This window comes from Aeromonas sp. QDB03 (assembly GCF_027707985.1).
GTDB classification, from domain to species: Bacteria; Pseudomonadota; Gammaproteobacteria; order Enterobacterales; family Aeromonadaceae; genus Aeromonas; species Aeromonas hydrophila.
Genome location: NZ_JAPCJG010000004.1, coordinates 127,157 through 153,759, shown reverse-complemented (window position 1 = coordinate 153,759; position 26,603 = coordinate 127,157). Strand labels below are relative to the sequence as shown.

At 63.3% G+C, this 26,603-nt stretch carries 23 protein-coding genes; 8 read left to right on the top strand and 15 right to left on the bottom strand.

Annotation, left to right across the window (positions count from 1 at the left end):
- Positions 1 to 30: 30 nt before the first annotated feature.
- The 4 genes from PG900_RS12150 to PG900_RS12135 all read left to right on the top strand — a co-directional run bounded on the left by PG900_RS12150 (position 31) and on the right by PG900_RS12135 (position 4,504).
- On the top strand, positions 31 to 1,350 hold the full coding sequence (locus PG900_RS12150; protein ID WP_011706614.1) for a hemolysin family protein: 1,320 nt from the start codon (positions 31 to 33) through the stop codon (positions 1,348 to 1,350).
- 19 nt (positions 1,351 to 1,369) lie between these two features.
- Positions 1,370 to 1,912, top strand: coding sequence for a hypothetical protein (locus PG900_RS12145; RefSeq protein WP_024944846.1), 543 nt, complete (start codon positions 1,370 to 1,372; stop codon positions 1,910 to 1,912).
- 279 nt (positions 1,913 to 2,191) lie between these two features.
- Positions 2,192 to 3,094 (top strand): homocysteine S-methyltransferase family protein, encoded by a 903-nt coding sequence (locus PG900_RS12140; RefSeq protein ID WP_270831524.1) that lies wholly within the window; start codon positions 2,192 to 2,194, stop codon positions 3,092 to 3,094.
- A gap of 9 nt (positions 3,095 to 3,103) precedes the next feature.
- Entirely contained in the window at positions 3,104 to 4,504 is a 1,401-nt protein-coding gene (locus PG900_RS12135; RefSeq protein WP_270831523.1) for a basic amino acid/polyamine antiporter, read from the top strand.
- An 87-nt stretch (positions 4,505 to 4,591) separates the two neighbouring features.
- On the opposite strand, the gene PG900_RS12130 is transcribed toward PG900_RS12135, so the two are convergent.
- On the bottom strand, positions 4,592 to 5,431 hold the full coding sequence (locus tag PG900_RS12130) for a sterol desaturase family protein (RefSeq protein WP_270831522.1): 840 nt from the start codon (positions 5,429 to 5,431) through the stop codon (positions 4,592 to 4,594).
- A gap of 229 nt (positions 5,432 to 5,660) precedes the next feature.
- Here PG900_RS12130 and PG900_RS12125 point away from each other — a divergent pair, with 229 nt between their 5' ends.
- Complete coding sequence (locus PG900_RS12125) at positions 5,661 to 6,428, top strand: substrate-binding periplasmic protein (RefSeq protein ID WP_270831607.1); 768 nt, start codon at positions 5,661 to 5,663, stop codon at positions 6,426 to 6,428.
- A gap of 103 nt (positions 6,429 to 6,531) precedes the next feature.
- On the opposite strand, the gene PG900_RS12120 is transcribed toward PG900_RS12125, so the two are convergent.
- The 3 genes from PG900_RS12120 to PG900_RS12110 all read right to left on the bottom strand — a co-directional run bounded on the left by PG900_RS12120 (position 6,532) and on the right by PG900_RS12110 (position 9,203).
- Entirely contained in the window at positions 6,532 to 7,275 is a 744-nt protein-coding gene (locus PG900_RS12120; protein ID WP_029303963.1) for an amino acid ABC transporter ATP-binding protein, read from the bottom strand.
- Positions 7,276 to 7,364: 89 nt separating this feature from the next.
- Positions 7,365 to 8,324: an amino acid ABC transporter permease gene (locus PG900_RS12115; protein ID WP_162275735.1), complete on the bottom strand. Its 960-nt coding sequence runs from the start codon at positions 8,322 to 8,324 to the stop codon at positions 7,365 to 7,367.
- A 90-nt stretch (positions 8,325 to 8,414) separates the two neighbouring features.
- Positions 8,415 to 9,203, bottom strand: coding sequence for a transporter substrate-binding domain-containing protein (locus PG900_RS12110; protein ID WP_016351298.1), 789 nt, complete (start codon positions 9,201 to 9,203; stop codon positions 8,415 to 8,417).
- Positions 9,204 to 9,704: 501 nt separating this feature from the next.
- On the opposite strand from PG900_RS12110, the gene PG900_RS12105 reads away from it, so the two are divergent.
- Positions 9,705 to 10,844 carry a GGDEF domain-containing protein gene (locus PG900_RS12105; protein WP_106552892.1) on the top strand — a complete coding sequence of 380 codons (1,140 nt, stop codon included), beginning with the start codon at positions 9,705 to 9,707 and terminating at the stop codon, positions 10,842 to 10,844.
- Between the two features lie 4 nt (positions 10,845 to 10,848).
- On the opposite strand, the gene PG900_RS12100 is transcribed toward PG900_RS12105, so the two are convergent.
- The 8 genes from PG900_RS12100 to PG900_RS12065 all read right to left on the bottom strand — a co-directional run bounded on the left by PG900_RS12100 (position 10,849) and on the right by PG900_RS12065 (position 19,484).
- Positions 10,849 to 12,177: an MFS transporter gene (locus PG900_RS12100; RefSeq protein ID WP_270831521.1), complete on the bottom strand. Its 1,329-nt coding sequence runs from the start codon at positions 12,175 to 12,177 to the stop codon at positions 10,849 to 10,851.
- A gap of 27 nt (positions 12,178 to 12,204) precedes the next feature.
- Entirely contained in the window at positions 12,205 to 13,725 is a 1,521-nt protein-coding gene (gene uhpB / locus PG900_RS12095; RefSeq protein WP_045527422.1) for a signal transduction histidine-protein kinase/phosphatase UhpB, read from the bottom strand.
- Positions 13,722 to 14,312, bottom strand: a complete 591-nt coding sequence (uhpA, locus tag PG900_RS12090) for a transcriptional regulator UhpA (protein ID WP_011706601.1) — start codon at positions 14,310 to 14,312, stop codon at positions 13,722 to 13,724. Before uhpA ends, uhpB begins: the two co-directional genes overlap by 4 nt.
- Positions 14,313 to 14,501: 189 nt before the next feature.
- Entirely contained in the window at positions 14,502 to 14,897 is a 396-nt protein-coding gene (gene rnk / locus PG900_RS12085) for a nucleoside diphosphate kinase regulator (protein ID WP_011706600.1), read from the bottom strand.
- A 231-nt stretch (positions 14,898 to 15,128) separates the two neighbouring features.
- On the bottom strand, positions 15,129 to 15,899 hold the full coding sequence (locus tag PG900_RS12080; protein ID WP_408766214.1) for a substrate-binding periplasmic protein: 771 nt from the start codon (positions 15,897 to 15,899) through the stop codon (positions 15,129 to 15,131).
- 41 nt (positions 15,900 to 15,940) lie between these two features.
- Entirely contained in the window at positions 15,941 to 16,624 is a 684-nt protein-coding gene (locus tag PG900_RS12075; RefSeq protein ID WP_270831519.1) for a hypothetical protein, read from the bottom strand.
- A 50-nt stretch (positions 16,625 to 16,674) separates the two neighbouring features.
- Positions 16,675 to 18,081, bottom strand: coding sequence for an alkaline phosphatase (locus PG900_RS12070; protein WP_410171528.1), 1,407 nt, complete (start codon positions 18,079 to 18,081; stop codon positions 16,675 to 16,677).
- An 11-nt stretch (positions 18,082 to 18,092) separates the two neighbouring features.
- Positions 18,093 to 19,484 carry an alkaline phosphatase gene (locus PG900_RS12065; RefSeq protein ID WP_270831518.1) on the bottom strand — a complete coding sequence of 464 codons (1,392 nt, stop codon included), beginning with the start codon at positions 19,482 to 19,484 and terminating at the stop codon, positions 18,093 to 18,095.
- A gap of 332 nt (positions 19,485 to 19,816) precedes the next feature.
- On the opposite strand from PG900_RS12065, the gene ylqF reads away from it, so the two are divergent.
- Both ylqF and PG900_RS12055 read left to right on the top strand, forming a co-directional pair.
- Positions 19,817 to 20,767 carry a ribosome biogenesis GTPase YlqF gene (ylqF, locus tag PG900_RS12060; protein ID WP_016351290.1) on the top strand — a complete coding sequence of 317 codons (951 nt, stop codon included), beginning with the start codon at positions 19,817 to 19,819 and terminating at the stop codon, positions 20,765 to 20,767.
- Between the two features lie 379 nt (positions 20,768 to 21,146).
- Positions 21,147 to 22,295, top strand: a complete 1,149-nt coding sequence (locus tag PG900_RS12055) for an MFS transporter (RefSeq protein WP_017409872.1) — start codon at positions 21,147 to 21,149, stop codon at positions 22,293 to 22,295.
- 176 nt (positions 22,296 to 22,471) lie between these two features.
- Here PG900_RS12055 and PG900_RS12050 read toward each other — a convergent pair whose 3' ends face one another.
- From PG900_RS12050 to dinG, 3 genes are all read right to left on the bottom strand, one after another.
- Positions 22,472 to 23,368: a histone deacetylase family protein gene (locus PG900_RS12050; protein WP_270826600.1), complete on the bottom strand. Its 897-nt coding sequence runs from the start codon at positions 23,366 to 23,368 to the stop codon at positions 22,472 to 22,474.
- Between the two features lie 84 nt (positions 23,369 to 23,452).
- A complete protein-coding gene (locus PG900_RS12045) occupies positions 23,453 to 24,112 on the bottom strand; it encodes a YccT family protein (RefSeq protein ID WP_065478240.1) in 660 nt (219 codons plus the stop codon).
- 173 nt (positions 24,113 to 24,285) lie between these two features.
- The gene (gene dinG / locus PG900_RS12040) at positions 24,286 to 26,358 is read right to left on the bottom strand and encodes an ATP-dependent DNA helicase DinG (protein ID WP_270826598.1); all 2,073 of its coding nucleotides are present in this window, start codon (positions 26,356 to 26,358) and stop codon (positions 24,286 to 24,288) included.
- Between the last annotated feature and the right edge of the window lie 245 nt (positions 26,359 to 26,603).

The window sequence follows — 26,603 nt, the reverse complement described above, 5'->3', positions numbered from 1 at the left end:
TGCTAAGGCGGCTGTTGCAATAGGTTAATCATGAGTTTTGCCGATAGTTTATTTTTCCTGATGCTGCTGGTCGCCGGCAGCGTGTTCTTCTCTCTCTCCGAGATCTCCCTCGCCGCCTCCCGCAAGATCAAGTTGCAGGTGATGGCCGATGAGGGCAACCGCCATGCCGAAAAGGTACTGGCACTGCAGGCCCAGCCGGGCAACTTCTTTACCGTAGTGCAGATCGGGCTCAACACCGTCGCCATTCTGGGCGGTATCCTGGGCGAGTCTGCCCTGAACCCGGCCATCAAGGAGTTCATCTCCGAGTTCTATCAGGGGCCCTGGCTTGGCGAGATCAGCTCGGCTGCCTCCTTCGTGTTCGTCACCGGCATGTTCATCCTGATCGCCGATCTGATGCCCAAGCGCCTCGCCATGACCATGCCGGAGCGGATCGCCGTGGTGGTGGTGCGCCCCATGCTGCTGTGCGTCACCCTGCTGATGCCGCTGGTGTGGCTGTTCAACGGCATGGCCAACGGCCTGTTCCGCCTGCTGCGCATCTCCATGGTGCGCAACGACGAGATCACCTCCGACGACATCTATGCGGTGATGGATGCGGGCGCCGAAGCGGGCGTCATCCAGCGCGAGGAGCACCAGCTCATCGAGAACGTGTTCGAGCTGCAGTCCCTCGGCGTCACCTCCGCCATGACCGCGCGCGAGAGCCTCATCTACTTCACCCTGCAAGAGGGCGAGGAGAGCATCAAGGCCAAGATTGCCGAACACCCCCACAACAAGTTCCTGGTGTGTGACCACAACCTCGACAGCATCAAGGGCTTCGTCGACTCCAAGGAGCTGCTGATCCGGGTCATCAGCGGCCAGAGCATCGATCTCAACAGCGGCTCGCTGGTGCAGAACGTCATCATCATCCCCGACACCCTCAATCTCTACGAGGCGATGGAGTACTTCAAGAACCATCGTGGCGACTTTGCCGTGGTGATGAACGAGTACGCCCTGGTGGTGGGGATCGTCACCATGAACGACCTGATGAGCACCGTGATGGGCGAGTGGGCCACCCACGTGGTGGAAGAGCAGATCGTGCAGCGGGACGAGAACTCCTGGCTGGTGGACGGGGTGACCCCCATCTCCGACGTGATGCGCGCCTTCGACATCGAGGAGTTCCCGGAAAACCAGAATTATGAAACCATCGCCGGCTTCATCATGTACATGCTGCGCAAGATCCCCAAGCGAACCGACTCGGTCAAATACGCCGGTTACAAGTTCGAAGTGGTGGACATCGACAGCTACAAGATTGACCAGCTGCTGGTCACCCGGGTCGAGCCCACGCCGGCCGAGAAACCCGCTCAGGAATCGTAAAAGGAGCTAGTTAGCAATCATGAAGATGCAGTCTCATTCCCGTGCGCTGGCCTGTGTGGCGCTCGCCCTGGCACTCGGTGCCTGCAGCCAGAGCGCTCCGCGCAAGGCCACCACAGTCGCCAAACCGGCAGCCCCCAAGGCGGCCGTGGTGGTGCCGCAGCAGGACCCGGATGCGGTGGTGCAAAGCGCCGTTGCGGAGCCGAGTCCGGTGTTCGACGAGGAGTATCACGGCCCGGATCAAGGTTCGCTCGAGTCGGTGACCGCCCTGTTTGCCCGTGGCTACATCGAATCGGCCATGCGCGAGACCATGCTGGCGGCGGTGCACAGCGACTACCCGCTGCTCGGCATGCGGGACGTGCGCCTGACCGATCCGGTGGCCAAGTTCCTCACCTCCGCCCAGGCACGCACCACGGCTCACGACTACCTCTATGCCGGGGTGCAGCGCCGGTTGGGCCGCCCGCTCAGCCCCGCCCAGTGGGAGCAGATCTGGCAGGGGTATCCCCAGCAGGGTCGGGTGTCCGACTGGGTCAAGCAGACCAAGCGGGTACTGGCCGGACGTTGAGCCGCCAGTGCACCTGTCGCCACAAGAGGCCACCTTCGGGTGGCCTTTTGCTTTCTCTCTTTACCGCTTCCCCTCTGCGGCTTGTGGATTTGTGGTGATGCCGGTTGCCGTCGGCCCGGCTTTGCTTTATCTTACTTTAGCCATCTAAACATCTATATGTTTTTATGGCTGATTTTATCCCGGGTGATGAAGGCGACGGGCTGCCGCACGACCGGGGCAGGCGCAATGGATAATGCGCACAGACCCGCACAACAAAACAACAAACAAGAGACGAGACAGATGGATACGCAGGCATTGTGGATACTGGATGGTGGCATGGGACGCGAACTGGCACGGCGGGGTGCGCCGTTTCGCCAGCCGGAGTGGTCGGCGCTGGCCCTGATGGAGGCCCCCGAGACGGTGCGCGAGGTGCATCAGGCCTATGTGGCGAGCGGGGCCCGCGTCATCACCACCAACAGCTATGCGCTGGTGCCGTTTCATATCGGTGACGCGCGCTTTGCGGCAGAGGGGGAGGGGCTGGCGGCCCTGGCCGGTCAGCTGGCCCGCGAGGTGGCCGACGAGCAGCCGGGTCGCGTGCAGGTGGCCGGTTCCTTGCCGCCGCTGTTTGGCTCCTACCGCGCCGACCTGTTCGACGCGGGCAGGGTGAGCGAGCTGGCGACCCCGCTTATCCGGGCGCTCTCCCCCCACGTGGATCTCTGGCTGGCGGAGACCATGAGCCTCATCGCCGAGCCGCTGGCCATCCGGGCCCTGCTGCCCGAGGATGGCAAACCGTTCTGGGTCTCCTTCACCCTGGAAGACGAGGCGCCGGGCAGTGAGCCGACCCTGCGCTCCGGCGAGCGAGTGGCCGATGCGGTTACCGCGCTGGCATCGGCCGGGGTGGACGCCATCCTGTTCAACTGCTGTCAGCCCGAGGTGATCGAAGGGGCACTCAAGGTGGCCGGTGCCGCATTGCAGGCACTGGGTCGCAGCGACATCCGGCTCGGCGCCTATGCCAACGCCTTCCCGCCCCAGCCCAAGGAGGCGACCGCCAACGACGGGCTGGACGAGATCCGCACCGATCTGGGGCCGCTGGATTACCTCGGCTGGGCCGAGCGCTGGCGCACGGCCGGGGCAAATCTTATCGGCGGTTGCTGCGGCATAGGCCCAGAGCATATCCAGGCCCTGGCCAGCCGGCTGCGCTAAGGAGAGCCCATGAAAGAGAGCAAGATCGGGCTCTGGTCCCTCACCGCACTGGTGTTCAGCTCCATGGTGGGGGCGGGGATCTTCAGCCTGCCCCAGAACATGGCCGAGGTGGCTGGCGCCCGCGCCGTGCTGATCGGCTGGGGCGTCACCGGGGTGGGCATCCTGGCGCTCGCCATGAGTTTTCTGTATCTGTCGCGGTTAAGGCCGGATCTTGACGGTGGCATCTACAGCTATGCCCGCGCCGGTTTCGGCGATCTGGTGGGCTTCTTCTCCGCCTGGGGCTATTGGCTCTGTGCCACCATCGGCGTGGTGGGCTATCTGGTGATCGCCTTCGCGGCGCTGGGCAGCTTCGTCGACACCCCGCAGCGGGTCTGGTTTGGCGAGGGCAACACCCTGGCGGCCTTCATCGGCGAGTCCTGCATTCTCTGGGCGGTGCACCTGCTGGTGGCCCGCGGCGTGCAGCAGGCGGCCCTGTTCAACCTGGTGGCGACCCTGGCCAAGAGCCTGCCGCTGCTGCTGTTCATCCTGTTCGCCTGCTACTGGTTCGACCCGGTCACCTTTGCGGCGGATCAGCAGGGCAGTACCCTGGCGACACCGGTCTCCGAGCAGGTGCGCAACACCATGCTCATCACCCTCTGGGTCTTCACCGGCATCGAGGGGGCGGCGGTGCTGTCGGCCCGGGCCAGAAACAAGCGGGACGTGGGCACAGCCACCGTGCTCGGGGTGGTGCTGGCGCTGCTGCTCTATGTGCTCATCTCGGTGCTGGCGCTCGGGATCCTGAGCCGGCCCGAGCTCGCGGCCCTGCCCAACCCCTCCATGGCGGGGCTGATGGCCCAGATGACCGGCTCCTGGGGCAAGCTGCTCATCAGCGTCGGCCTTATCGTCTCGGTGCTGGCCTCCTACGTGAGCTGGACCCTGTTCTCGGCCGAGGTGCCGTTCAGCGCGGCGCGCCACGGCGCCTTCCCGGCCATCTTCCAGCGCCAGAACCGCAACGGGACCCCCATTGCATCGCTGTGGCTCACCAGCCTGACGGTGCAGGGCTGTCTGCTGTTGGTGTGGCTGCTCGGCAAGGGTTACACCAACCTGCTGCTTATCTCCACCTCGATGATCCTGGTGCCCTACCTGTTGATCGGTCTGTTCCTGCTCAAGCTCTCCTTGCGTGGGGAGGGCAATGGCCTGATGCGTGCGGTAGCGCTGGTATCGAGCGGTTACGGCCTCTGGCTGCTCTACGCCGCCGGGGTGGAGTACCTGCTGCTCTCCTTGCTGCTGTACGGGCCGGGTCTGCTGCTGTTTCTCTACAGCCGCCGCCAGCTGGGGGCCGAACTGCGACTCAGCGGGCGAGAACGGCTGCTGGCCGGGGTGACGCTGCTGAGCCTGATCCCCGCCATCTGGTCTTTTGCCCACGTCTGACCGGGTTGTGACCGGCAATGCAAGAGAGCGCCTAGGGGCGCTCTTTTTTTGTCTGCGACATGCACTTGTTTTAGCGGCGGCAAGGGGTTAGCGGCTGGCGTGACCGGCCGGCTTGCCAAACAGCACCGCGAGCTTTTGCCGCCAGGGCAGGCCGCGGGCCTCTTGCAGCATGTCCCGCCACTCATGGAAAGTGAGGGTGAGCGGGTTGAAGCTGTGGATGGGCTTGGTGATGCCGAAACGACACGGCTCGGCCGGGTCTTCTTCCACGAAGGTGCCGAACAGCCTGTCCCAGATAATGAGCACGCCGGCGAAGTTGCGATCTATGTATTTGGCGTTGCTGGCGTGGTGCACCCTGTGGTGGGAGGGGGTGTTGAAAACCCACTCCAGCCGACCGAGCTTGCCCACCACCTGGGTGTGGACGAAGAACTGAAAACCCAGGCTGAGCAGCACGGTGGCCACCACCGCCCCGGGCGGGAAGCCGATGAGGATCATCGGGATCCAGAACAGCCACATACCGGAGACCGGATACATCAGGCTCTGGCGAAAGGCGGTGGAGAGGTTGAGCCGCTCCGAGCTGTGATGCACCACGTGGGAGGCCCACAACCAGCGCACATGGTGACTGGCGAAGTGAAACAGCCAGTAGCAGAGATCCTGCAACAAAAAGAGCAGCAGCAGGCTCCAGAGGTTGAGATCGATATCCAGCAGCCGCCAGCCCCAGAGGGCGTCGTAGAGATAGGCGATGGCGATGGCCGTCAGCGCGTCACCCCCCTGATGCATCAGCGCCAGGGTAGCGTTGGCGAAGAGATCCTTCCACTGGTAGCCGGCGGTGGGATAGGCGGCGCCATGTTTGCGCAGGTAGAGCATCTCCCAGCCGATGAAGGCCAGAAAGAGCGGCGAGAGGTAGAGCAGGAGCAGTTGCACATCCATGTCGGGTATCCAGTCAGAGCAATTGCTCTCCAGCATAAAGGATGAATTTAATCTTTCATTAACAATTTTCACCCGGTGACCGTCGCCGTCTGACGCTGGCGGCGGGAGTCCGCAAACGCATTGCCATGAAAGGGCGTGATCGCCCTCTGAGCCATGGCGCAGTGACTATGCTTGATGAGGTTTTCTACCTCTGGAGTGGCAGATGATGCGGCTGTGGTGTTGTTTGTTGATGGGAGTCTGCCTGCTGGCGCAGGCCAAGACCCGGGGCGAGATCCTGGCCGATGCCAACTATCCGCCCTACTCCTGGCAGGAGGGGGAGGAGGTGAAGGGGATCTATGCCGACATAGTGCGCAGCGTGACGGCCTCCATGGATGAGTACGAGGTGGTGCTCAAGGCCATGCCCTGGCGGCGGGGTCTCAGCATGGTGGAACAGGGCAGTGCCTTCGCCATCTTTCCGCCCTACTACCAGCCCGACAGCCGCCCCTGGATGTGGCCCTACTCCCAACCCCTGCTCGACGAGGAGCTGGTGGTGATGTGCGGCGCCGGGGTGGCGGTCAATACCCCGCAGGCGCAGTTCCCGGCCGACTACTACGGGCTGCGCTTTGGTATGAATGCCGGTTTCACCATCGGTGGCGCCTCCTTCTGGCAGGCGGTCCAGCAGCAGAAGATCGGGTTGGAGGAGGTGAAGAGCAACCGGGAGAACCTGCTCAAGATAGTGCGCGGCCGGGTGGACTGTACCGTCAACGACCGCCTCTCCCTGCTCTATGAGCTGCTCAACATGATCAAGGGCAACCAGCTGGCGGTGGCCGACATGTCCCAGCTCAAGCAGGGGCCGGTGCTCAGCAAGGAGCAGGGGTTCCTCGGCTACAGCCGCAAGGGGGAGTTCGACTTCAAGGAGGACTTTGCCGAGCAGTTCGACAAGCGGCTCTACGAACTCAAGAAGCGGGACGGGATCCGAACCATAGTGGAGCGTTATCTGGGAAAGTCCCCGCGCTGAACTGATAAGGGAGCCAGTCAGATTCAGCCGATAAACACAGGGTTTCGGCTAAGAAAAAGAGGGAGCCATGGGCTCCCTCTTCTTCTTTTTATCGCCGGCGCTATTACAGCACTTGGCTCAGGAACTGGCACAGGCGCGGGGAGGGGGGATTGTCGAAAAAGTCTGTCGGCTTCTCGTCTACCAGCAGCTCGCCGCTCTCCATGAAGAGCACCCGATCTGCCACCTCACGGGCAAAGCCCATCTCGTGGGTGACCACCACCATGGTCATCCCCTCGCGGGCCAGTCCCTTCATCACGTCCAGCACCTCTCCCACCATCTCGGGGTCGAGCGCGCTGGTGGGCTCGTCAAACAGCATGATGCGCGGCTGCATGGCGAGCGCCCGGGCGATGGCCACCCGCTGCTGCTGGCCGCCGGAGAGCTGGGAGGGGTAGCTCTCGGCCTTGGCCGACAGACCGACTTTGAGCAGCAGGGCCTTGGCTCTGTCTTCGGCATCGCGACGCGACAGCCCGCGCACCTTCTGCGGGGCGAGGCAGATGTTGTCCAGCACGTTCAGATGGGGGAAGAGGTTGAAGGACTGGAACACCATGCCCACCTCTTCCCGCAATTTGTTGACGTCCCCCGGCTCGGTCAGGCTGATGCCATCCACCACGATATTGCCGTCGTTGATGGTCTCCAGCTGGTTGAGGGTGCGCAGGAAGGTGGACTTGCCGGAGCCACTGGGGCCGACGATCACCACCACTTCCCCCTCGGCAACCTGGGTGCTGACGTTCTTGAGGGCGTGCACCTCGGTGCCGTAGAACTTCTCTACACCGCTGGCCTTGATAATGGGATCAGTTGCTGCGCGCATATTTCACCTCCAGACGATGCACTGGGAAGGGGCAGGGGGTGGCGGTGATGGAAGAACTTCTCGACACAGGTTGTGACTTGATAATGGGATCAGTTGCTGCGCGCATATTTCACCTCCAGACGACGCACCAGGAAGGAAAGGGTACCGGTGAGCACCAGATAGAGCAGGGCCACGGTGAACCACACCTCGAACGGGCTGAAGGTGGAGCTCACCACCTCGCGCCCTGCCTTGGTGAGATCGGTGATGGAGATGACAGAGACCAGCGAGGAGTCCTTGATGAGGTTGATGAACTGGCCCGCCAGCGGCGGCAGCACCCGCTTGAACGCCTGCGGCAGGATGACGTAGCGCATGGTCTGGGCCGAGGTCATGCCGAGGCTTCTGCCCGCTTCCATCTGCCCCTTGTGGATGGAGCTGATGCCGGCACGGACGATTTCCGCCACGTAGGCGCCGGTAAAGACCGCCAGTGCCGCCACCCCGGCGGTGAATCGGTCGAGGTTCAGCACGGTGCCGATGAAGAAGTAGACGATGAAGATCTGCACCAGCAGCGGGGTGCCGCGGATGAGCTCCACGTAGGTAACCGCCAGGTTGCGCAGGGCGGGATTGGGGGAGAGTCGTGCCAGCCCGGCCAGGGTGCCGAGCAGGATGGCGAAGATGCCCGCCACCAGCGAGAGTTTGACCGTGACCCAGACGCCCCAGGCGATGGGGCCGGCAGTCCAGCTCAGCTGGGTGTCGAGGGTGTCGCCACGAAAGACGGTGTCCCCTTCTGCTACCTGGCCGCCGCTGATGGCGATGGCTTGGCGCTGGTTGGGATCGAGATCGTTTTGCAAAAACAGTCTGCCCTTGTCGGTCTCGGTGGTGCCGGCGACCACGGTACCGTCAAATTCGGCGTAATTTTTCTGTTCCGCCTGATAGGCGATGTACTGGGGGATCCGCTCCCAGCGCCAGGTGTAATCCACCGATTGCACGGCCTTGTAGATGCCAAAGATGGCGGCCAGCACGATCAGCAGGAAGATCCCGTGCCAGAGCAGTTGATTGGGTTGTTTTTCCATCTGTCTTGTTGGGTTGTGCACTGTCGCAACCTCGTTGTAGTTATTGTGTGGGGATCTGCGTGAAGGGGCGGCGGGCCGCCCCTTGCGAGGTTACTTGAGCTGGTTCAGCCAGGCGGTGGACTCGAACCACTTCTGGTAGAGGCGGTCGTAGCTGCCGTCGCCCTTGATTTGGCGCAGGTAGTTGTTGAACCAGTTGAGGGTGTCCTGGTCGCCCTTGCGGATGGCCCAGGCCAGCGGTTCGAAGGTGAACGGCTTGTCGAGGTGCACCACGGCCCCCTTGTTCTGGGTGGCGAAGATGGCGTTGTAGGGCAGGTCGTAGACGAAGGCGTCGACCTTGCCGTTGATCACTTCCAGCTTGGCGTCATCCTGGGTTTCAAACTGCAGCAGGGTGGCTTTCGGGATCAGACGCTTGACCGCCTGCTCGCCGGTGGTGCCGAGCTTGACCGCGATCTTGTACTTGGGATCGTTGAGGTCGGTGAAGGATTTGATCTCGCCGGCCTTGTCCTTGCGCAGGACGATGGTCTGCCCGACCACGATGTAGGGGTCGGCAAAGTTGACGCGCAGGTTGCGCTGGGGAGTGACGGTCATGCCGCCCATGATGACGTCGAACTTGTCGGTCAAGAGGGCCGGAATGATGCCATCCCAGGCGGTGTTGACGAACTCGACCTTCACGCCCATCTCCTTGGCGACCATCTTGGCCAGATCCACGTCAAAGCCGATGTATTGGCCCTGCTTGTTGGTCATTTCGAAGGGTTGATAGCCGGCGTCGAAACCGACCCGCAGCACGCCGCGCTCCAGCACGGCATCCAGGGTGGAAGTGGGCGCCGCGTTGGCCAGCCCGCACAGCAGCAGGGTAGAAAGAATGAGTTTTTTGATCATAAGTGACGTCTCTGTCAAAAGTGTGTTCGGCCTTGAACCTGATCCCGTGCGACTCCGTGGCACAAGAGACTGCTGCATCCGGCAACAGGGCAAGACAGGATTATTGTCTTGATTGAGGCAAAAGCCCCATATGAGATTCTATTTGCCGCTCATTGAGTGAAAAATGTACCAAATTCCGATTGTGCCAGATGACTCAATAGGTTAGTGGCGCTTTTTCCCCGTGGCGACACTCATAAAATCACACGAAAACAACATATCTATCTAATGAGGCGGGTTCAAGCCAAAAATGTATTCAGCACATTTTGTTACAGGCCAGCCCGCCATCAGCAGTGTCAATTGTTGCTCACCTGGCCGCCAAGCGCCAAAAAACAGATTCGAATGAATTTATTTAGTGCAATTGCCACCCACCAGATGATTTTTAATTGAGGATTTAGTCAGACACCGCTGGGTCTTGTTTTGCGCTTCCAATATACTCAGTTACCTTCGTTTAGTGGCACTGGTATGGACGCCTCAATACTGCTCAAGCTGGATGTATTCACCCTGATGATCATGGCGCTGGGTGGCTACAGCCTCGGCTTCATCACCCTCTCCATCATCTGGTCGACCCACAGGGAGATCCCCGGACTCGGATACTGGTGGTGGTCCAGTCTGTTCGCACTGGCGGCCCAGAGCCTCTTTACCCTGCAGGCCTTCATGCCGAGTCTGGCGGGGATCTGGCTGGCCAATTTGCTGATCACCGTCTGCATCGCCCTGATGCCGCTGGCGCTGCAGCGTTTCTTCGGCCAGCCCCTCAGCTGGTCTGCCAGCGGCTGGTTCATGCTGAGCTATGTGCTGATCCTGAGCTGGAGCATTGCCTTCAACGATCAGATGGCCCCCCGGGTGCTGCTGGCCTGCCTGAGCTACATGGTGCTGGGGGCGGTGATCGTCTTTCTTATCTGGCGGCACGGCTATCCCGCCTATCTGCCCGCCGTACTGGTGTTCACCGTGGTCAACATCCTGCTCTATGGCTTCAATCTGCTGCGCATGGCATTTCTGCTGCAGGGGGACGCCAGAGTCTTGATGGATCAGAGCGGTGTCAACGTGCTGCCCTTCCTCTCCATGCTGATGGGCAGCTACCTCTCCACCTTCGGGGTGCTGCTGCTCTGCACCCAGTACCGGGCACTGGCCCTGCGCCAGCAGGCGAGCCACGATCCGCTCACCGGCCTGCTCAACCGACGCGGCTTCATGGAGCTGATGGCCCGGCGCCGGATGACCGAGTTCGGCGCCCTGGCGGTGCTGGATCTCGATGACTTCAAGCAGATCAACGATCGCCATGGTCATGAGATGGGGGACAAGGTGCTGGCCGCGGTGGGGGCCTATCTCGGCGCTCAGCAAGAGCTGGTGGCCAGTCGCTTTGGCGGCGAGGAGTTTGTGTTGCTGCTGCCGCAGGAGGATGAAGTGGCGCAGCAGCAGCGCTGCGAGCAGATCATCCGCTCTCTGGCGGCGCAGGACATGCACGGGATCGGCATCACCGTCAGCATGGGGCTGGTGCGCTGCCAGCACAGCTGGCACTTCGACACCCTGTTCAGCCAGGCGGATCGAGCCCTCTATCAGGCCAAGCGGGAGGGCAAGAACCGGGTCTGCCGGCTGGCGCAAGCCTAGCCGGTCAACCGGCCTCGCGGGGGCGCGGCGCTTGCGCCTTGAGGAAGGGCAGCAGCAGCAGGGCGGAGACGCCGGCAGCCACCGAGATCACCACGAAGAAGCCCTGCCAGTGCCAGATCTCCAGCACCCTCGCCAGCGGATAGCCAGAGAGCGCCGCCCCCATGTAGGCAAACAGGCCGACGAAGCCGGTGGCGGCCCCCGCCGAATTCTTGTGGGAGCACTCCGCCGCCGCCATGCCGATCAGCATCTGGGGGCCGAACACGAAGAAGCCGATGGTGAAGAAACAGGCCGCCTGCATCACGTAGCTGAAGAAGGGCATCAGCCAGAGCGATCCCACCGCCAGCAATATGCCCACCGCGAAGATGAGGTTCATCGGCCCGCGGTTGCCGTTGAACAGCTTGTCCGATCCCCAGCCCGCCACCAGGGCACCGATAAAGCCCCCCACCTCGAACATGGAGATGGCCGAGTTGGCGCTCATCAGATTGAAGCCGCGCTGCTCGGTCATGTAGAGATTGCCCCAGTCATTGATGGCGGTGCGCACCACGTAGACCAGCACGTAGCAGCAGGCGAGCAGCCAGATATAGGGGTTGCCGAGCACGTATTTGCGCAGGATCTGGCGATGGGAGAGGCCGGCATCCTGAGTCTGCTGGGCCAGCTCCATGGCATCGTTTCGCCACTCGCCCACCGTGGGCAGTCCCATGGCGGCCGGGGTATCGCGCAGTCGCCAGCAGAGGAACACCCCCGCCAGGATGGCGATAAGGCCGGGCACTATCATGCCGTAGCGCCAGCCGTGCTGCAGGGCCAGGGTGCTGACGATGAGGGGAATGAGGGCGCCGCCCACGTTGTGGGCCGTGTTCCAGGCCGACCACCAGAAGCCGCGCTCGCTGCGCGAGTACCAGCTGGTGAGCAGCTTGGAGCAGGGGGGCCAGCCCCAGCCCTGGAAGAAGGCGTTGGCCACCCAGAGGGCGGCGAACAGCCACAGCGACGACGAGAGCCCGAACAGTATGTTGATGACCCCGGTCGCCATCAGCCCGAGGCCCATAAAGTAGCGCGGGTTGGCGCGGTCGCTGATGATGCCGGAGAAGAACTTGGAGCAGCCGTAGGTGATGTAGAACAGGGTCCACAGCATGCCGATGTCGGCCTTGTTCAACATGCCGCTGGCCAGCATGTCCGGCATGGCGAAGTTGAAACTCTTGCGGGTGAAGTAGAACACCGCGTAACCCAGATACATGGTCAGCAAGATGTGCAGCCGCCAGTGGCGATAACAGGCGTCGATCTCGGCCTGATCGCGGATGAGGGGCTGGGGCGGTGCGCTTCTCATGAAGCTGAGCATCAGGCAGTTCTCCCCTGCGGCTGGGTGTTACTCATGACTCTCCTCCCGTTTGCGGCCGGGCAGGGTCACGGTCAGCTGGGTGCCGTGCACGCAGGAGAGCTGCAAGGCGCCTCCCAGCGCCTGCACCCGCTCGCGGATGCCGAGCAGGCCGTAGCCCTGGGGCGTGCGGTGTTCCGGCAGGCCGCAGCCATCGTCTTCCAGCAGCAGAGTCAGTCGCTCGCCCTGGCGGTGGGCCCGAATGGTGACCGAGCTGGCATTGGCGTGTTTCACCACGTTGTTGAGCCCCTCCTGACAGACCCGAAACAGGGTGACCCGCTGGGCATCGGAGAGGCCGGCGTCCGCCAGCTGCCACTCGAGCCGGGTGACGATGCCGCGGCGTTCCAGCTCCAGCTCCCGCAGCAGGCCGCGTACCGCCTGCTCCAGGCTCATGTCGTCGAGCTGGCGGGGGCGCAACCGGCCGAGCAGGCCGCGCACCGCGTCGTAGATGCCCAGCGACAGCGTCTCGATGAGGGCGCTGCTCTGGCCGACCCCGGCATTGTCCGGGGCGAGCCGGCGCACGATGCCGGCCTGGGTGCGGATGGCGGTGATGGTCTGGCCGATGTCGTCGTGCAGCTCGCGCGCCACCTCCTTGCGGATGCTCTCTTCGGTCTCCAGCAGCCGCTCGGTGAGCTGGCGATTGTGGGCGAGCTGGCGGGTCAGCGCCTGGTTGAGCTCGCGCTGGCGCTGGATGCCGGCGCCGAGCAGCAGGCCGGTGAGGCTCTGGGCCAGCAGGGAGAGCAGCAGATCGAGTGGATGATCGTGCCAGGCCTGGCCGGCCATCAGCGCCACCGTGTTCATCAGGGTGGCGAGCAGGGCCCCCTGCCAGCCGTAGCGCCAGGCCATGGCCATGATGGGGATGGCCAGACAAAACGGGGTGAAGCGCACCAGCGAGTCGGGCAGGCCTAGCTGCAGCCAGAGGCTCAGCACGAACAGCAGCAGATACCAGACCAGATGGCGAAAACGCCAGTCCACCGGTTGATCCACCAGGGTCGGTCCGAGCGGCACCCAGGTGGCGCGGGTGAGGTAGTGCCAGATCAGCATGCAGGTGGAGGTCAGCGTCAGCCCGCCGGTGAGGGTGAGCAGCAGTGCGGTGAGGCCATCCTCGCCAGCCAGATGCCAGAGCAGGGATTGTAGCCCCGCCGCCACCGTGACGGTGGCCAGCAGCACCAGCAGCTGTTGCCAGTCGTTGCGCACCGGCTGGCGGCGGGCGATCAGCAGCGGCAGCAGGGTGAGCAGGCTGCCCGCCTGAATGAGCGGCCACAGCGGCAGCCCCACCTCCTGGTTGAGCCAGTAGAGCAGCAGGGATTCGCACAGCAGCAGCGGCGGCCAGTAGGGGATAGGGCTTTGCAGCAGCAGCCCCAGACGCAGGCCGAAGGGGAACAGCAGGGCCGCCAGCATGGGCGAGCCCGCCAGGTGCAGGCCGATGCTCCACAGGCAGAACCAGCCGGCGGCAAAGATGAAGCAGGCCGCCAGCGAGATGGCGACATAGCTGGCAAGACGGGGGATCACCAGCTGTCCAGCATGCGGTGGGCCAGCTCGACGTTGTTGCTGACTTTCAGTTTGTCCATCAGGTTGGCACGGTGCACGTGCACCGTCTTGGGGGAGAGGCCAAGCTGCTCGGCGATGGCCTTCACCTCCAGGCCCCGCGCCAGCAGCTGCGCCACCTCCCGCTCCCGGTTGGTGAGCGGATCCTGGCTGTTGCAGGCCAGCTTGTGGGCGATGTCCGGGGTGAGGTAGCAGCCACCATGGGCAGCGGTGCGCACCGCGGCGATCAGCTCGTCCGGGCTGCAGCGCTTGGAGAGGAACCCCTTGGCGCCAGCTTGCAATGCCTGCTCGATCAACGCCGGGCTGTCGTGCACCGACAGCATCACCACGGCGAGGCCGGAAGGGAGGCGCTTGAGCAGATCCAGCCCGGACTGGTCCGGCATGGAGATGTCGCACACGCACAGCTGCACGCCGCTGCCGGGCAGTCCCGCCAGCGCTTCGGCGGCGGAGCCGAATTCGGCCACCACCCGCAGGTCGGGTTCGAGATTGAGCAGTTGGGCAAAGCCGGAGCGGACGATCTGGTGATCGTCGATGAGGGCAATCTTTATCATGATGTCAGCCTGAAATCTGCGGCCAGGGTGCTGGCGCGGCCAACAAGATACCTGCCGCCTCGTCCAGGCTCAAGAGAAAGCAGGGCATGTGAGCGGGATCGGCGGCGCTTCTGTGGCAAAGCTTGATCGGGATCAGGGGCGGGCACGTGCACAGGCCTGCGGCAGCCGCTTGGCACGTACCCGGGAGGATTAGCGGTGCAGCTCGCCGGCACGCTCCGGCTGATAGACCACTTCCAGGATCTCCACCTCGATGGTGCGACCGGCCGGGCCGGGCCAGGCGATGCTGTCGCCTACCTTCAGGCCGAGCAGGGCGCTGCCGACCGGTGCCAGCACGGAGATCTTCGACTCATCACCCTGCACGTCCTTGGGGTAGACCAGGGTCAGGCAGAACTCGTTGCCGCTGCTCGGCATCTTGAAGCGCACCGTGCTGTTCATGGTGACCACGTCCGGCGGCATGTCGGCCGGCTCGCGCATCTCGGCGCGATCCAGCTCCTCCTGCAGGGCCAGGTGCTGGGGATGGTTGCCGAGCAGTTGCTCGATGCGGTCGAGATCCAGGCTGGAGATCACGAGATGAGGTTGTTTCATAAGATATTCCTTATCAATGGGTTAAAGGACCAGGATGACGGGCAAGCTGGTCGAAAAAGAGTGTGCGATACGAAAAAACAGATCGGGAATGCGATGCCCCCGAACGACTCGCTGTCGGAGGCGAGGGCGGGGGCTCAACGGGGTGTGAGCTGGCTTGATAAAATAATGAGCGCTTTCATGGGGATACCATAACCATTCTGGACTGCTTTGGCAATTATCCTGACAAGCTTGTCAGGGGGCCTGGTAATCGTACTGCTTGATGATGCGCGCCAGGCTGCCATCGTCGCGCATGGTGGCGATGATCTTGCGCCAGCGGGTTGCCTCGGCGGCCGGGAAACGGGGGCTGGCGGCCAGATAGAGCGAAGCCCGCTGCAGGGTGTCGCCGCGCACCAGATCCGCCAGCGGCAGGCCGGCCTGCTGCTGGTTGTAGCGGGCGCTGTTCCAGGCCACCGCCCAGCCCTGGATACGGCCCAGCGCCAGCTTGCTGGCGTTGTGGATCTCCTCGGCCACCAGCGCCTGTTTCACTTGAGGGTAGGGCTGCAGCAGGCTCTGGCCATAGGAGCCGCGCATCACCCCGACGGTGAGGCCGGGCAGCGCATTTGTGGTGAGAGGCGTCGGGTGGTGCTGGCGATGGCTGACCAGCACGAAGGCCTCATCCAGCAGCGGGGCAATCCACAGGAACTGCGGCTCGCGCTGGGGGCTGCGCACCGGCGGTACCAGCAACACGTCCTGGCGGTGGCGAGTCTGGCTGAGGGCGCGGGCCAGCGGCATCAGCTCGATGGTGAGCGGTTCCTTGAGGCGGCGGGCCGCCTCCTCCAGCACCTCGATGGCCATGCCGCTCGGGGCACCCTGATAGGAGCGAATGACATAGGGGGGGATCTCGGCGGCGATGACCACCACGGCCTTAGCCTGGGCGGCGGGGAAGAGCAGGGTGCAAAGCAGCAAGAGCAGGGAAGTACGCATGGCAGGCCGGATCCGGGATGAGTACACAGAGTGTAACATCCCGTCAGCACAAATCAGCTCACCCCATTCGGGGCGTCCCGTCAGTCGAAGAAATCCCGCAGATCCAGGGTCTGGTAACCGTCCAGCTGCTGCCAGGGCAGGCTCTTTGGCAGGGGCTTGAGAGTCACCTCCATCCGGTAGCTGCGATAACCGTCGAGGCTCGCCGACTCCACCACCAGCGGCAACTGCCAGCGGCTCGACCAGAGGATGCGGGTGCGCTGCTTGCCCTCGCGTTTTTCATACCAGCGCGCCTGTTCGGGGGCCGCCTCGTCGAGGGGGGTCATCTCCTGCAACAGGGCCGGGTTGATGAGGTGGCGGATCCGCGGCCAGTCGGGTTTGAAAGCCACCTGACCGTACTCCTCCTCCGGCACCTCCACCAGCTGGTTGTGCCAGCTGTCGGCGTAGCGCAGTTGCAGCATCCCCTGCTGGTCGCGGGTCACCCAGCGCGCCGCCATCTGGTGGGTAAAGTGCTTGTGGCCCGGGGTGGCATCGTGAGTGGCGTGATAGGCGCGGGCAAGGGGCAGCGGGATGAGCCGCTGGCTCCACACCTGATCGCCAACCCGCAGCCACTTCTCCTGCCACTGGCTCTCCTTGCTGATGCCATCGCTGCTGGTGACCCTGTCCTGATAACGGATGCGGGCGGCCAGATCGGGGACTTCATCGGCAAGGAGGGGAAAAGCAAGGCTGCTGGCGAGCAGCCACAACGGAAGTAACAGTCGCATCATGGGTGATCGCTCGAACGAGCAGGGCCCGGCACCCTGCCGGGCCCTGCCGTTTACAGGCCGAGCGCCTCCTTCAGCTTGCCGAACACCTTGGTGTTATCCAGCGTGCCTTTGAAGCGGTTACTGCCGGCGCCATCGGCAAACAGCATTACATCGCCGCCACCGTGGGTCTCGGAGCCGAGCTTGACCCCGGTCTCCTGCAGGTAGTCGTCCGCCATCACCTGATCGCTGGTGAGGGTGGGGCGCACGTCGGGACGGTTGGGGCCGTTGCCGAACACCAGAGTGGTGAACGGCTTGCCATCCACGTCGTTCTGGGTCGAGCCATCGCCATTTTTCACCAGATCCAGCACCTTGTTGCCCTTGGCGGAGTAGCCGTTGATGGTCATGGTGTGGTCATGGTCGGCGGTGACCACGATCAGGGTATCTTTCAAATCCACCTTGCCGAGCGCCGTCTTGACCGCCTCGTCCAGCGCTACCGCGTCGGTGAGCGAGCGCTTGGCATTGGTGCCGTGCAGGGCGTGGTCAATGCGGCCCCCTTCTACCATCAGGAAGTACCCCTGGCTGTTCTGGCTGAGCAGATCAATTGCCTTGGCGGTCATCGCGGAGAGCGATGGCTGGGTATTGGCCACCCCTTTGGCGACGCGGTCCAGCTCGTAGTCGAGGTGGGACTTGGCGCTGAACAGGCCAAGCACCTTGCCCGAGTTGACGCCAGCCAGATCATCTTTGGTGGTGACGTAGCGATAGCCCTGAGCGGTCAGCTCGGCGGTGAGATCTCGTCCGTCGGCGCGGCCCCCCTTGTTGCTGGTGCTGTTGTAGGGCGTCCAGTGGTTGGCACCGCCCCCCATCAGCACGTCGACCCCGTCCCCCAGCGCCTGGTTGAAACCGGCACCGCCCGGTACCGCCTGCGCGGCGATGGCGTAGGCGGCATCCCGGTGGCAGATGTGGGAGTAGGTGGCGGCCGGGGTGGCATGGGTCAGCTCGGTGGTGGTGACGGCCCCCACCGACTTGCCCGCCGCCTTGGCCAGCTCGAGAAGGGTGGGCACCGGCTTGCCGTTGTCGCTGGCGCAGTTGTTGACGCCCTTGTTGCCGTTGGCGTCCTTGCCGGGCGCGACGGCCTTGGTGTCGCTGCTCATGGCGATCACCTCGTTGTTCATCTTGACCCCGGTGGTGTAGGCCGCCATGGAGGGGGCCGAGTCGGTGGTCTGGGCATCGTTGGAGAAGGTCTTGATGCGGGCGCTGCGGGCCAGCTTCATCATCTCCAGATTGCCCTCCTCCCCCACCTTGTAGAGGCGGGTGGCGGTGAGCACGGTGGGGCCCATGCCGTCGCCGATGAACAGGATGACGTTTTTGGCGTCGGCGGCCTGTGCCTGGGCCGCGCCGCCGAGGGCGGCCAGCAGGGCCGTGCTGACCAGGGTTTTATGCAGGTTCTGCTTCATGGATTGGTTGATGGCTCTTTTCATTGGAATGCTCCTTACAGCCCGGCCGCAGCCTTGACCTTGCCGAACACGGCGGTGTTGTCGAGTGAGCCGTGGAAGCTATCCGCTCCCTGGCCGATGGCGCCGAGGAAGACGTCGGTGCCGCCGTGGGTCTCGTTGCCGATTTCGCCCACCTTGACCACCACCTCCTGGTGATAGTCGTTGGCGGAGACGGTGGCGTCGTCCAGCGGCGCCACGCTGCTGCGCGGCCCGTCCACCCGGTTGTAGCCGTTGCCAAAGCCGATGATGGTGTAGGGCATGCCATCGACATCCTTGCTCGGCTCGCCGGTTTCGTAGTTCTTCACCAGCCCGAGCACGCCGGGGTTGTCGGCGGTGGTCTTGCCGGTGCGCTTGGCATAACCATTCAGGACTAGCGTGTGGTCATGGTCGGCGGTGACCACGATCAGGGTGTTTTTCAGCTCGGGATCGGTTTTCTTCACCTCGTCGAGGGTCGCCTTGATGGCGTTGTCGAAGGCGAGGGTGTCCTGCAGGGCACGCTTGGCGTTGGTGTCGTGCAGGGCATGGTCGATGCGGCCCCCTTCCACCATCAGGAAGTAGCCCTGTTTCTGGTCTTTGAGCTGCTTGATGGCGGCCAGGGTCATCTGGGCCAGGGAAGGCTCGCTGGCGGGCCGGTCCAGGTCATATTTCATGTGGCTTGAGCCAAACAGCCCCAGCAGCGGCTTGCCCGCCTCGGCCTTGTTCAGCTCGTCCAGATTGCCGGCAAACTGGTAGCCCTTGGCCTTCATTTCATCGATGAGGTTGCGGCCATCCTCGCGCTTGCCCTTGTCTGCCTTCGGCAGGAAGAAGCTGCTGCCACCGCCAAGCACCACGTCCACCCCCTCTTTGAGGGCGCTGTTGTAACCGGCGCCGCCGGGCACCAGCTGGGCGGCGATGTCCGCTTCCAGATCCCGATTGCAGAGGTGGGCATAGGTGGCGGCCGGGGTGGCGTGAGTCACCCGGGTGGTGGTGACCACGCCGGTGCCGCGACCGGCGGCCTTGGCCAGCTCCAGCAAGGTGGTGACCGGCTTGCCGCCGCTCTTGCTGCAGTTGCTCTCCTGGGTGGCGTCGCTGTCCATGCTGATGACGCCGTTGTTGCTCTTGACCCCGGTCATGTAGGCGGACATGGAGGGGGCCGAGTCGGTCACCTGGGCGTCGTGGGAGAAGGTCTTGATGAAGGCCGTCTCCGGCAGGGTATCGATGGTGAGGCTGCCCTCTTCACCGACGCCGTAGATGCGGGCGGCGGTCAGGGTATTGAGACCCATGCCGTCACCGAGGAAGAAGATCACGTTCTTGGCGCCGGGGGCGGGCGCACTGCTGTCGTTGTTGGAGTTGCAGCCGGCGGCCAGGGCGGCGCCGATCATCAATGCAAGTCCTGCCATCTTTCTCATTGGGGTTCGCTCCTTGTAAAACCTGAGCGCAGCCTAGAGGTCGCAGATGACACTTTTAGTGAAACGGGATGACAATCCGATGAAGGTATTGCGTGAATGTTATGTTGTATCAATAGCTTATATTAATGCAGCCGGAGCACGGGACGCCGGTGGGCGAGGGGGCCGGGTAGGGGCGAATCTGGCCGGATTGCGGGCCGGCGGCTAGAATGGCCTGTCAAATCAGGGCGTGTGCAGGTAAAATGCGCCCCCTTGCGACGCCCTGCGTCCGCCACCGCTCGCCGCTCGCTCCACCGCAAGCCAGCGCCCGCAGTCCCTAGATGAGAGTAACGGATATGTCCATCAACTGGTTCCCCGGCCACATGCACAAGGCCCGCAAAGAGATTGCCGAGGTCATGCCCCAGGTCGATGTCATCATCGAGATGCTCGACGCCCGCATCCCCTTCTCCAGCGAAAACCCGCTGGTGCCCGAGCTGCGTGGCGATACTCCGGTGATCAAGGTGCTCAACAAGGCGGATCTCGCCGACCCCGAGATCACCGAGCTGTGGGTGGCCCACATGGAGCAGGAGAAGGGGATCAAGGCGTTGCCCCTGACCCAGCAGGAGCCGGAGAAGATCAAGCAGCTGCTGACTCTCTGCCACGAGATGCTGCCGGAGCGCAATCTGGAGCTGCGCGGCGTGCGTGCCATGATCATGGGCATTCCCAACGTGGGCAAGTCCACCCTGATCAACACCCTGGCCGGGCGCATCATCGCCCGCACCGGCAACGAGGCGGGGGTGACCAAGTCCCAGCAGCGGATCAAGCTGGACAACAACGTCATCCTGACCGATACCCCGGGTTTCCTCTGGCCCAAGCTCAACCCGCCCTCCTGCGGCTACCGCTTGGCGATCACCGCCGCCATCAAGGACACGGTATTTGACTACGCCGACATCGCCATGTTTGCCGCCGATTACTTCATCAAGGCCTACCCGGAGCGGATCCAGGCGCGCTACCAGCTGAGCGAGTTGCCGGAGACCGAGATCGAGCTGCTGGAGCTCATCGCCCGCCAGCGCGGCTTCATGCGCAAGGGCGGCCTGGCCGATCTGCACAAGGCGTCCGAGATCCTGGTCAACGAGTTCCGCTCAGGCCTGTTGGGTCGCATCTCGCTGGAGACCCCGGCGATGGTGAGCGTCGAGATTGTGGAAGCCGAGGCCGAGGCCGAACAGAAGGCCAAGGAGAAGGCGGAGCGGGAAGAGGAGCGTCAGGCACGGGCGCGTCGCAAGTACGCCAAGAAGCGTCAGCGCTAACCGGCGTTGTGCTAAGTACTCACGAAGAGGCGACCCTGGGGTCGCCTCTTCGTTTTTGGGGGACTGAGCATCAGTGACGAAGCGGCTTGGCCACTGTGGTCGCGTACTTTTGTGTGCCGCGGCCCGCTGCTCGCCATCATGTTCATGGCACCGCGCAAGGTCGATGAGGATGATCGACCGGCCATGCCCTCGCCAACACCGCCAAACCACCCGTTAATCAAGAGGATAAGCCGGCTGCCGAGCAAGTGCAGATCTGTGCCAAATGAGGATTTGTTGCCGGCGTGAAAAAAACATCCCCTGCGCCAATTAACGCCGATTGACAATGGCATTGGCGGTGGCATGATGCGCTCGCATTTTGACTCTCCGCACGGTATTACCCATGACCACCTACACCCGGCCAGTGCTGTTGTTGCTCTGCGGCCTGCTGCTGCTGACGCTGGCCATCGCGGTGTTGAACACCCTGGTGCCGCTCTGGTTGGCCCATGACAATCTGCCGACCTGGCAGGTGGGCATGGTCAGCTCCTCCTATTTCAGCGGCAACCTGCTGGGCACCCTGCTGGCGGGGGCGCTGATCAAACGCTACGGGTTCAACCGCAGCTACTACCTGGCCTCCGCCCTCTTTGCCGCTGGCTGTGTCGGGCTCGGCATTACCCTTGGTTTCTGGAGCTGGCTCGGCTGGCGGTTCCTCGCCGGCATCGGCTGCGCCATGATCTGGGTGGTGGTGGAGAGTGCGTTGATGTGCAGCGGCAACGCGCGCAATCGAGGGCGCCTGCTGGCCGCCTACATGATGGTCTACTACCTGGGGACCGTGCTTGGGCAACTGCTGGTCAGCAAGCTGCCGACCGGCCTGATGGAGGTACTGCCCTGGGCGACCGGGCTGGTATTGGCGGCTATCCTGCCGCTGTTGTTCACCCGCATCGTCAGTGAGCGCAATGAGCAGCAAGGGAGCACCCGGGTCTGGCCTATGCTGCGACTGCGGCAGGCGCGGCTCGGGGTCGATGGCTGCATCATCTCCGGCATGGTATTGGGGTCGCTGTACGGCCTGATGCCGCTTTATCTGAACCACCGCGGGGTGAGCGATGCCGGCATTGGCTACTGGATGGCGGTGATGGTGAGCGCGGGCATCCTGGGGCAGTGGCCGGTGGGCCGTCTGGCGGATCGGTTCGGGCGCCTGCCGGTGCTGCGGGTGCAGGTGCTGGTGGTGATCCTGGGGTGCGGGGCCATGCTCGGCGGCGTGGCGATGGGCCCGGCGCTGTTTGTGCTGGGCGCCGCCGGTTTCACCCTCTACCCGGTGGCCATGGCATGGGCCTGCGAGAAGGTCGAGCACCATCAGCTGGTGGCGATGAATCAGGCGCTGCTGCTGAGCTACACCATCGGCAGCCTGCTGGGCCCGGCCTGTACCGCGCTGTTGATGCAGCACTACTCGGACAATCAGTTGTTCATCGTGATCGCCGGCGTGTCGTGCGTGTATCTGCTGATGTTGCTGCGCAAGCTGGGTGAACACCCGACACCGGTGGCACACGCCTGAACGGGCAGCAGGACGCCAGTTTCGCTTCCCGACATGGGGGCAAGATGGTGCTAGGGTTCCCGGTATCAATAGGGTACCGGGTATAAAGAAGAGGCGGCCCCAGGGCCGCCTCATTGTTTGCAACGGTTGCCAGTTAGAGATTCATGGAGAGGAGAGATTGACGAAGAGATGACCGGCTAGCCATAGCGCTTTTTCGCTTCTTCAAACAAGGACATATGCAGCGGGATCAGCTGCTGCCAGTCACGCCGGTAGCCGCCGCCCGGCACGGCGGCGATGGGCAGCCCGTGCCGCAGTGCGCAGTTAAAGATCATGGCATCGCGCTGGCGTACCCCCTCATCGCTCAAGGCGAGATAGCCAAGCTCGTCGTCCTTATGCACATCGACCCCGGCCTGATAGAGGATGAGGTCGGGGGTGTAGAGCCGCAGCGCCAGGTTAAGCGCCTCTGCCAGCGTGGTGAGATAGGCATCGTCCGCCATGCCGCTTGGTAGGGGAAAATCCATGTGGGAGGCGGGCTTGTGGCGGGGGAAGTTGTGCTCCCCGTGCAGGGAGAGGGTGATGATGTCGCGCCGCCCCTGGCACAGTGCTGCGCTGCCATCCCCTTGATGGACATCGAGATCGACGATCAGTACCTGCTCGCAGCGCCCTTCGTCCAGGCACATCTGGGCGGCGATCACCAGATCGTTGAAGAGGCAAAAGCCGCTACCAACATCCCGGTGGGCGTGGTGATAGCCGCCGGAGATCTGCAGGCCGCAACCCTGCTCGAGGGCGTGGCGGCTGGCGGCCAGGGTGGCCCCCACCGAGCGCAGGGTGCGCTCAATCAACAGGGGGGACCAGGGTAAACCGAGCTGGCGAATGGCGCCGGCATCAAGGGTGCCGGCGAGGGCTGCCTCCACATAGGCGGCATCGTGCACCCGTTTGATCTGCTCAGGGGTGGCGGGGGCGGCCTCTGCAAGCGGATAGCCGAGGCGGCCGAGCCGTTCGAACAGCGCCTGGTACTTGGCCAGCGGGAAGCGATGACGCGCGGGCAGGGTCAGGGCGGAGTAGAGGGGGTGATAGAAGATGCGCAGTGACATGACGGCAGGGCCTTGCTGGAGAGGCAGATATGAAAAAGGGGAGCCAGGCTCCCCTTGTCGCACGAAACGAGTGCTCGCGCGCCATTACTGCTGCTGGATCACCCAGATCTGGAAGGCTTTGCGAGTCTCCGCATCGGCCTTGTTGTACCAGTTTTGCAGCTGGGTCAGGGCTTCCGGGTTGCTCTGAGCCTTGCTCGGGGCAACTTGTACCGGGGCGCTGTTGGCGGCCATGACGGCGGCGGTGGAGACGGCAACAGTGGCCGGCTGGTTGAAGGCCTTGCCCATGTTCAGCAGCTCTTGCTGATAGTCACGGGTCAGCTGGAAGCCTTCGACTTTCGGCAGCACGAACTGCTCGCTGGCGACGACCTGGTTGCTGCTCTTGTCTTTCAGCGCGACTTTCTGCTCTTTGACGAACAGCTTGGCTTCAGCTTCGTTGCGCGGCTTCTTGTAGTCCAGCACCAGCTTCTGATTGTCGGCGGCGGTGAAGTTGATCACCAGCGGCTCGGCGGTCACCAGCTTGATGTCACTGCGGCTGGAGAAGTTGCCTTCGAAGGCGACGACCAGCTGGTGCTTGCCGGCCTTGAGGGGAAAGGTGTTGGTCTTGTCGAGCAGCTTGGGATTGATGGATTGGCCATCGATCAGCTGTACGACGTAGGGGTTGGTCACTTCCAATTGGGCATCGGCCAGGGCACTACCTGCCCACAACAGACCAGCCAGGGCCGGCACCAGAACAGTCAGTTTCATTTCATCTCCTTGAACAGTCGGCGAGTGCCCACTGAAAAACAGGGGCTCATTTTTACAGGTTTGCCCAAGGGCAGCAATAGGCGTTTATGGCGCCTGGGTTGCCTCTCGGCCCCGCTGTTTAAAGCGAACGCGAGCCACGGCACGGGTTCTGACCGAGCCAATCGACCCTTGCCTTACTCAATCCGACGGCTGAAGGGGGGCAGCGCGTCGAGCAGCCCCTTGCCATAACGCTTGGTCAATAGACGTCGGTCGAGGATGGTGACCCGGCCCCTGTCCGCCTCCTTGCGGATGAGACGGCCACAGGCCTGAATGAGCTTGCGGGAGGCCTCCGGCACCGTCAGCTGCAGGAAGGGGTTGCCGCCTCGCTTCTCGACCCACTCGGCGGTGGCCTCTTCCACCGGCGAGTTGGGCACCGCGAACGGCAGCTTGGTGATCACCAGGTTGGTGAGGTAGTGGCCGGGCAGATCCAGCCCTTCCGAGAAGCTGCCGGTGCCGAACAGGATGCTGGCCTGGCCGCCATCGCACTTTTGCTTGTGCAGGGTGAGCAGGGCATTGCGGGAGGCTTCGCCCTGCACCAGCAGGGAGAGCCCCTTGGCCCGCAGCCCCACCGCCACCTCGTTCATCTGCCGGTAAGAGGAGAACAGCACCAGGCTCGCCTCCTTGCCTGCCAGCAGGCGGGGCAAGGTGCTTATGAGCTCCTGGGTGAAGGCGGGGGCGCTGGGCTCGTGCTCCATTTTGGGCAGATAGAGCTCGGCCTTCTGGTAATCGAAGGGGGAGCGCAGCCGCAGATAGCGGGTGCCGTCGTGCTCTTTGAGCCCCACCTGATGGCGAAAATAGCTGAAGGAGGAGAGGGCGGTCAGGGTCGCCGACACCAGCACGGCCCCCAGACACCTGGACCAGAGCCACTCTTCCAGCAGATAGCCAACCTCGATGGGGGAGGCATGCAGCCAGATGTCGCCGTCATCGCTCTTGACCATCCAGCGAGCCAACGGTGTTTTGCCTTGTGCCACGTGCCGCCCCAGCATCTCCCACAGGGCACAAAAACCCTCCAGTCGCTGCAGATAGAAGCCGCTCTCCGCCAGCAGGGGTTCGGCCTCCTTGCGGCGGATCTCGCCATCCTTCAACGCCTCGCCAATCGCGCCCTGCATTCTGTCCAGCGCCCGCAGTGCCTTCTTGCTCGCCTCCTTGAGGTTCTCCGCCAGCATCGGTAGAGGGTCGGGCAAGACGCCATCGGCGAAGCGATAGTGTTTTTCCTCATTGAACAGCTGGTCGTTGACGGCGAGCCACTGCTCCAGCGCCTTCAGATCCGGCTGCAGGGAAGCCAGCGCATCCTGCAGCTTGAGCTGGGGATCGAGCAGGCTCTCCTTGTTGAGGGTTCTGGCCAGCTTGCCGGCACCCTGCGCCAGCTTCTCCAGCCAGCGGCGCGAACCCTTGACGCTGGCCGAGGCGGCGCCGTGATCGCGGGCGATGGTGGGCAGGTGGTGGGCCTCGTCCAGCACATAGATACACTCGTCCGGCGGCGGCAGTATGATGCCGCCCCCCATGGTGAGGTCGGAGAGCAGCAGGGCGTGGTTGACCACCAGCACATCGGCCGCATCCATGTCGTTGCGGGCGCGGTGGAAGGGGCAGTGCTGATGATGACTGAGTGCCTTGTTGCAGGTGTGGCGGTCGGCGGCGATGCGATCCCAGCAGAGATCGGTGATGGGTTTGGGCCAGTTGTCCCGATCGCCATCCCATTTGCCGTCCGTGTAGGCCTGCCACAGCGCCTGATAGCAGCTCTTATCGGCGTCTGACGGCTTGTGTTTGCTGAGGCTGCCGAAGTCTAACTCGAAGTTGGCCATCTCGCTGCCGCTTGCGGCCTGTTCCAGCAGGTGCTCGCAGCAGTAACGCTGGCGCCCCTTGACCAGCATGAAGCGAAACGGCAGCTCGCTGTGGCGATGGTAGAAGGGGAGGTCTTTGTGGATCAACTGCTCCTGCAGGGCGACGGTGGCGGTGGAGATCACCAGCTTCTTCTGGGTGAGCCGCGCCACCGGGATGGCGCCCTGGGCATAGGAGAGGGACTTGCCGATGCCGGTGCCCGCTTCGGCCACCAGGATGCGGCGACTCTTTTCATACTCTCCGGTGAGGGTCTTGGCGATTTCGGCCACCAGAAAATTCTGCTCCTTGCGCGGCACAAAACCGGGTAAACCATCGGCAATCTGTCGATAGGTATTGCGAATGGTGGCTTTGAGGCGAGTCGATAGCATGAATGGGGTGTGACCGTGTCTGGGATGAATGGTCACAGGATACCCGCAACAGGCGGCCTGGGTCGAGGCAAGGTGAGGCAGGGGTTATGGGCCGGGATCCGCACTTATGTCATGGGGTGGATTGTGCGTGCAATAAACCACCAAAAAAGGGCGTTTCAGGCAGCGCGTATCGCTGTAAACGTTTTCCCTGAGAGGGCAAACAATATGGGATTCAGCTCACAATTTTTTCCCTATGACTATGGTTT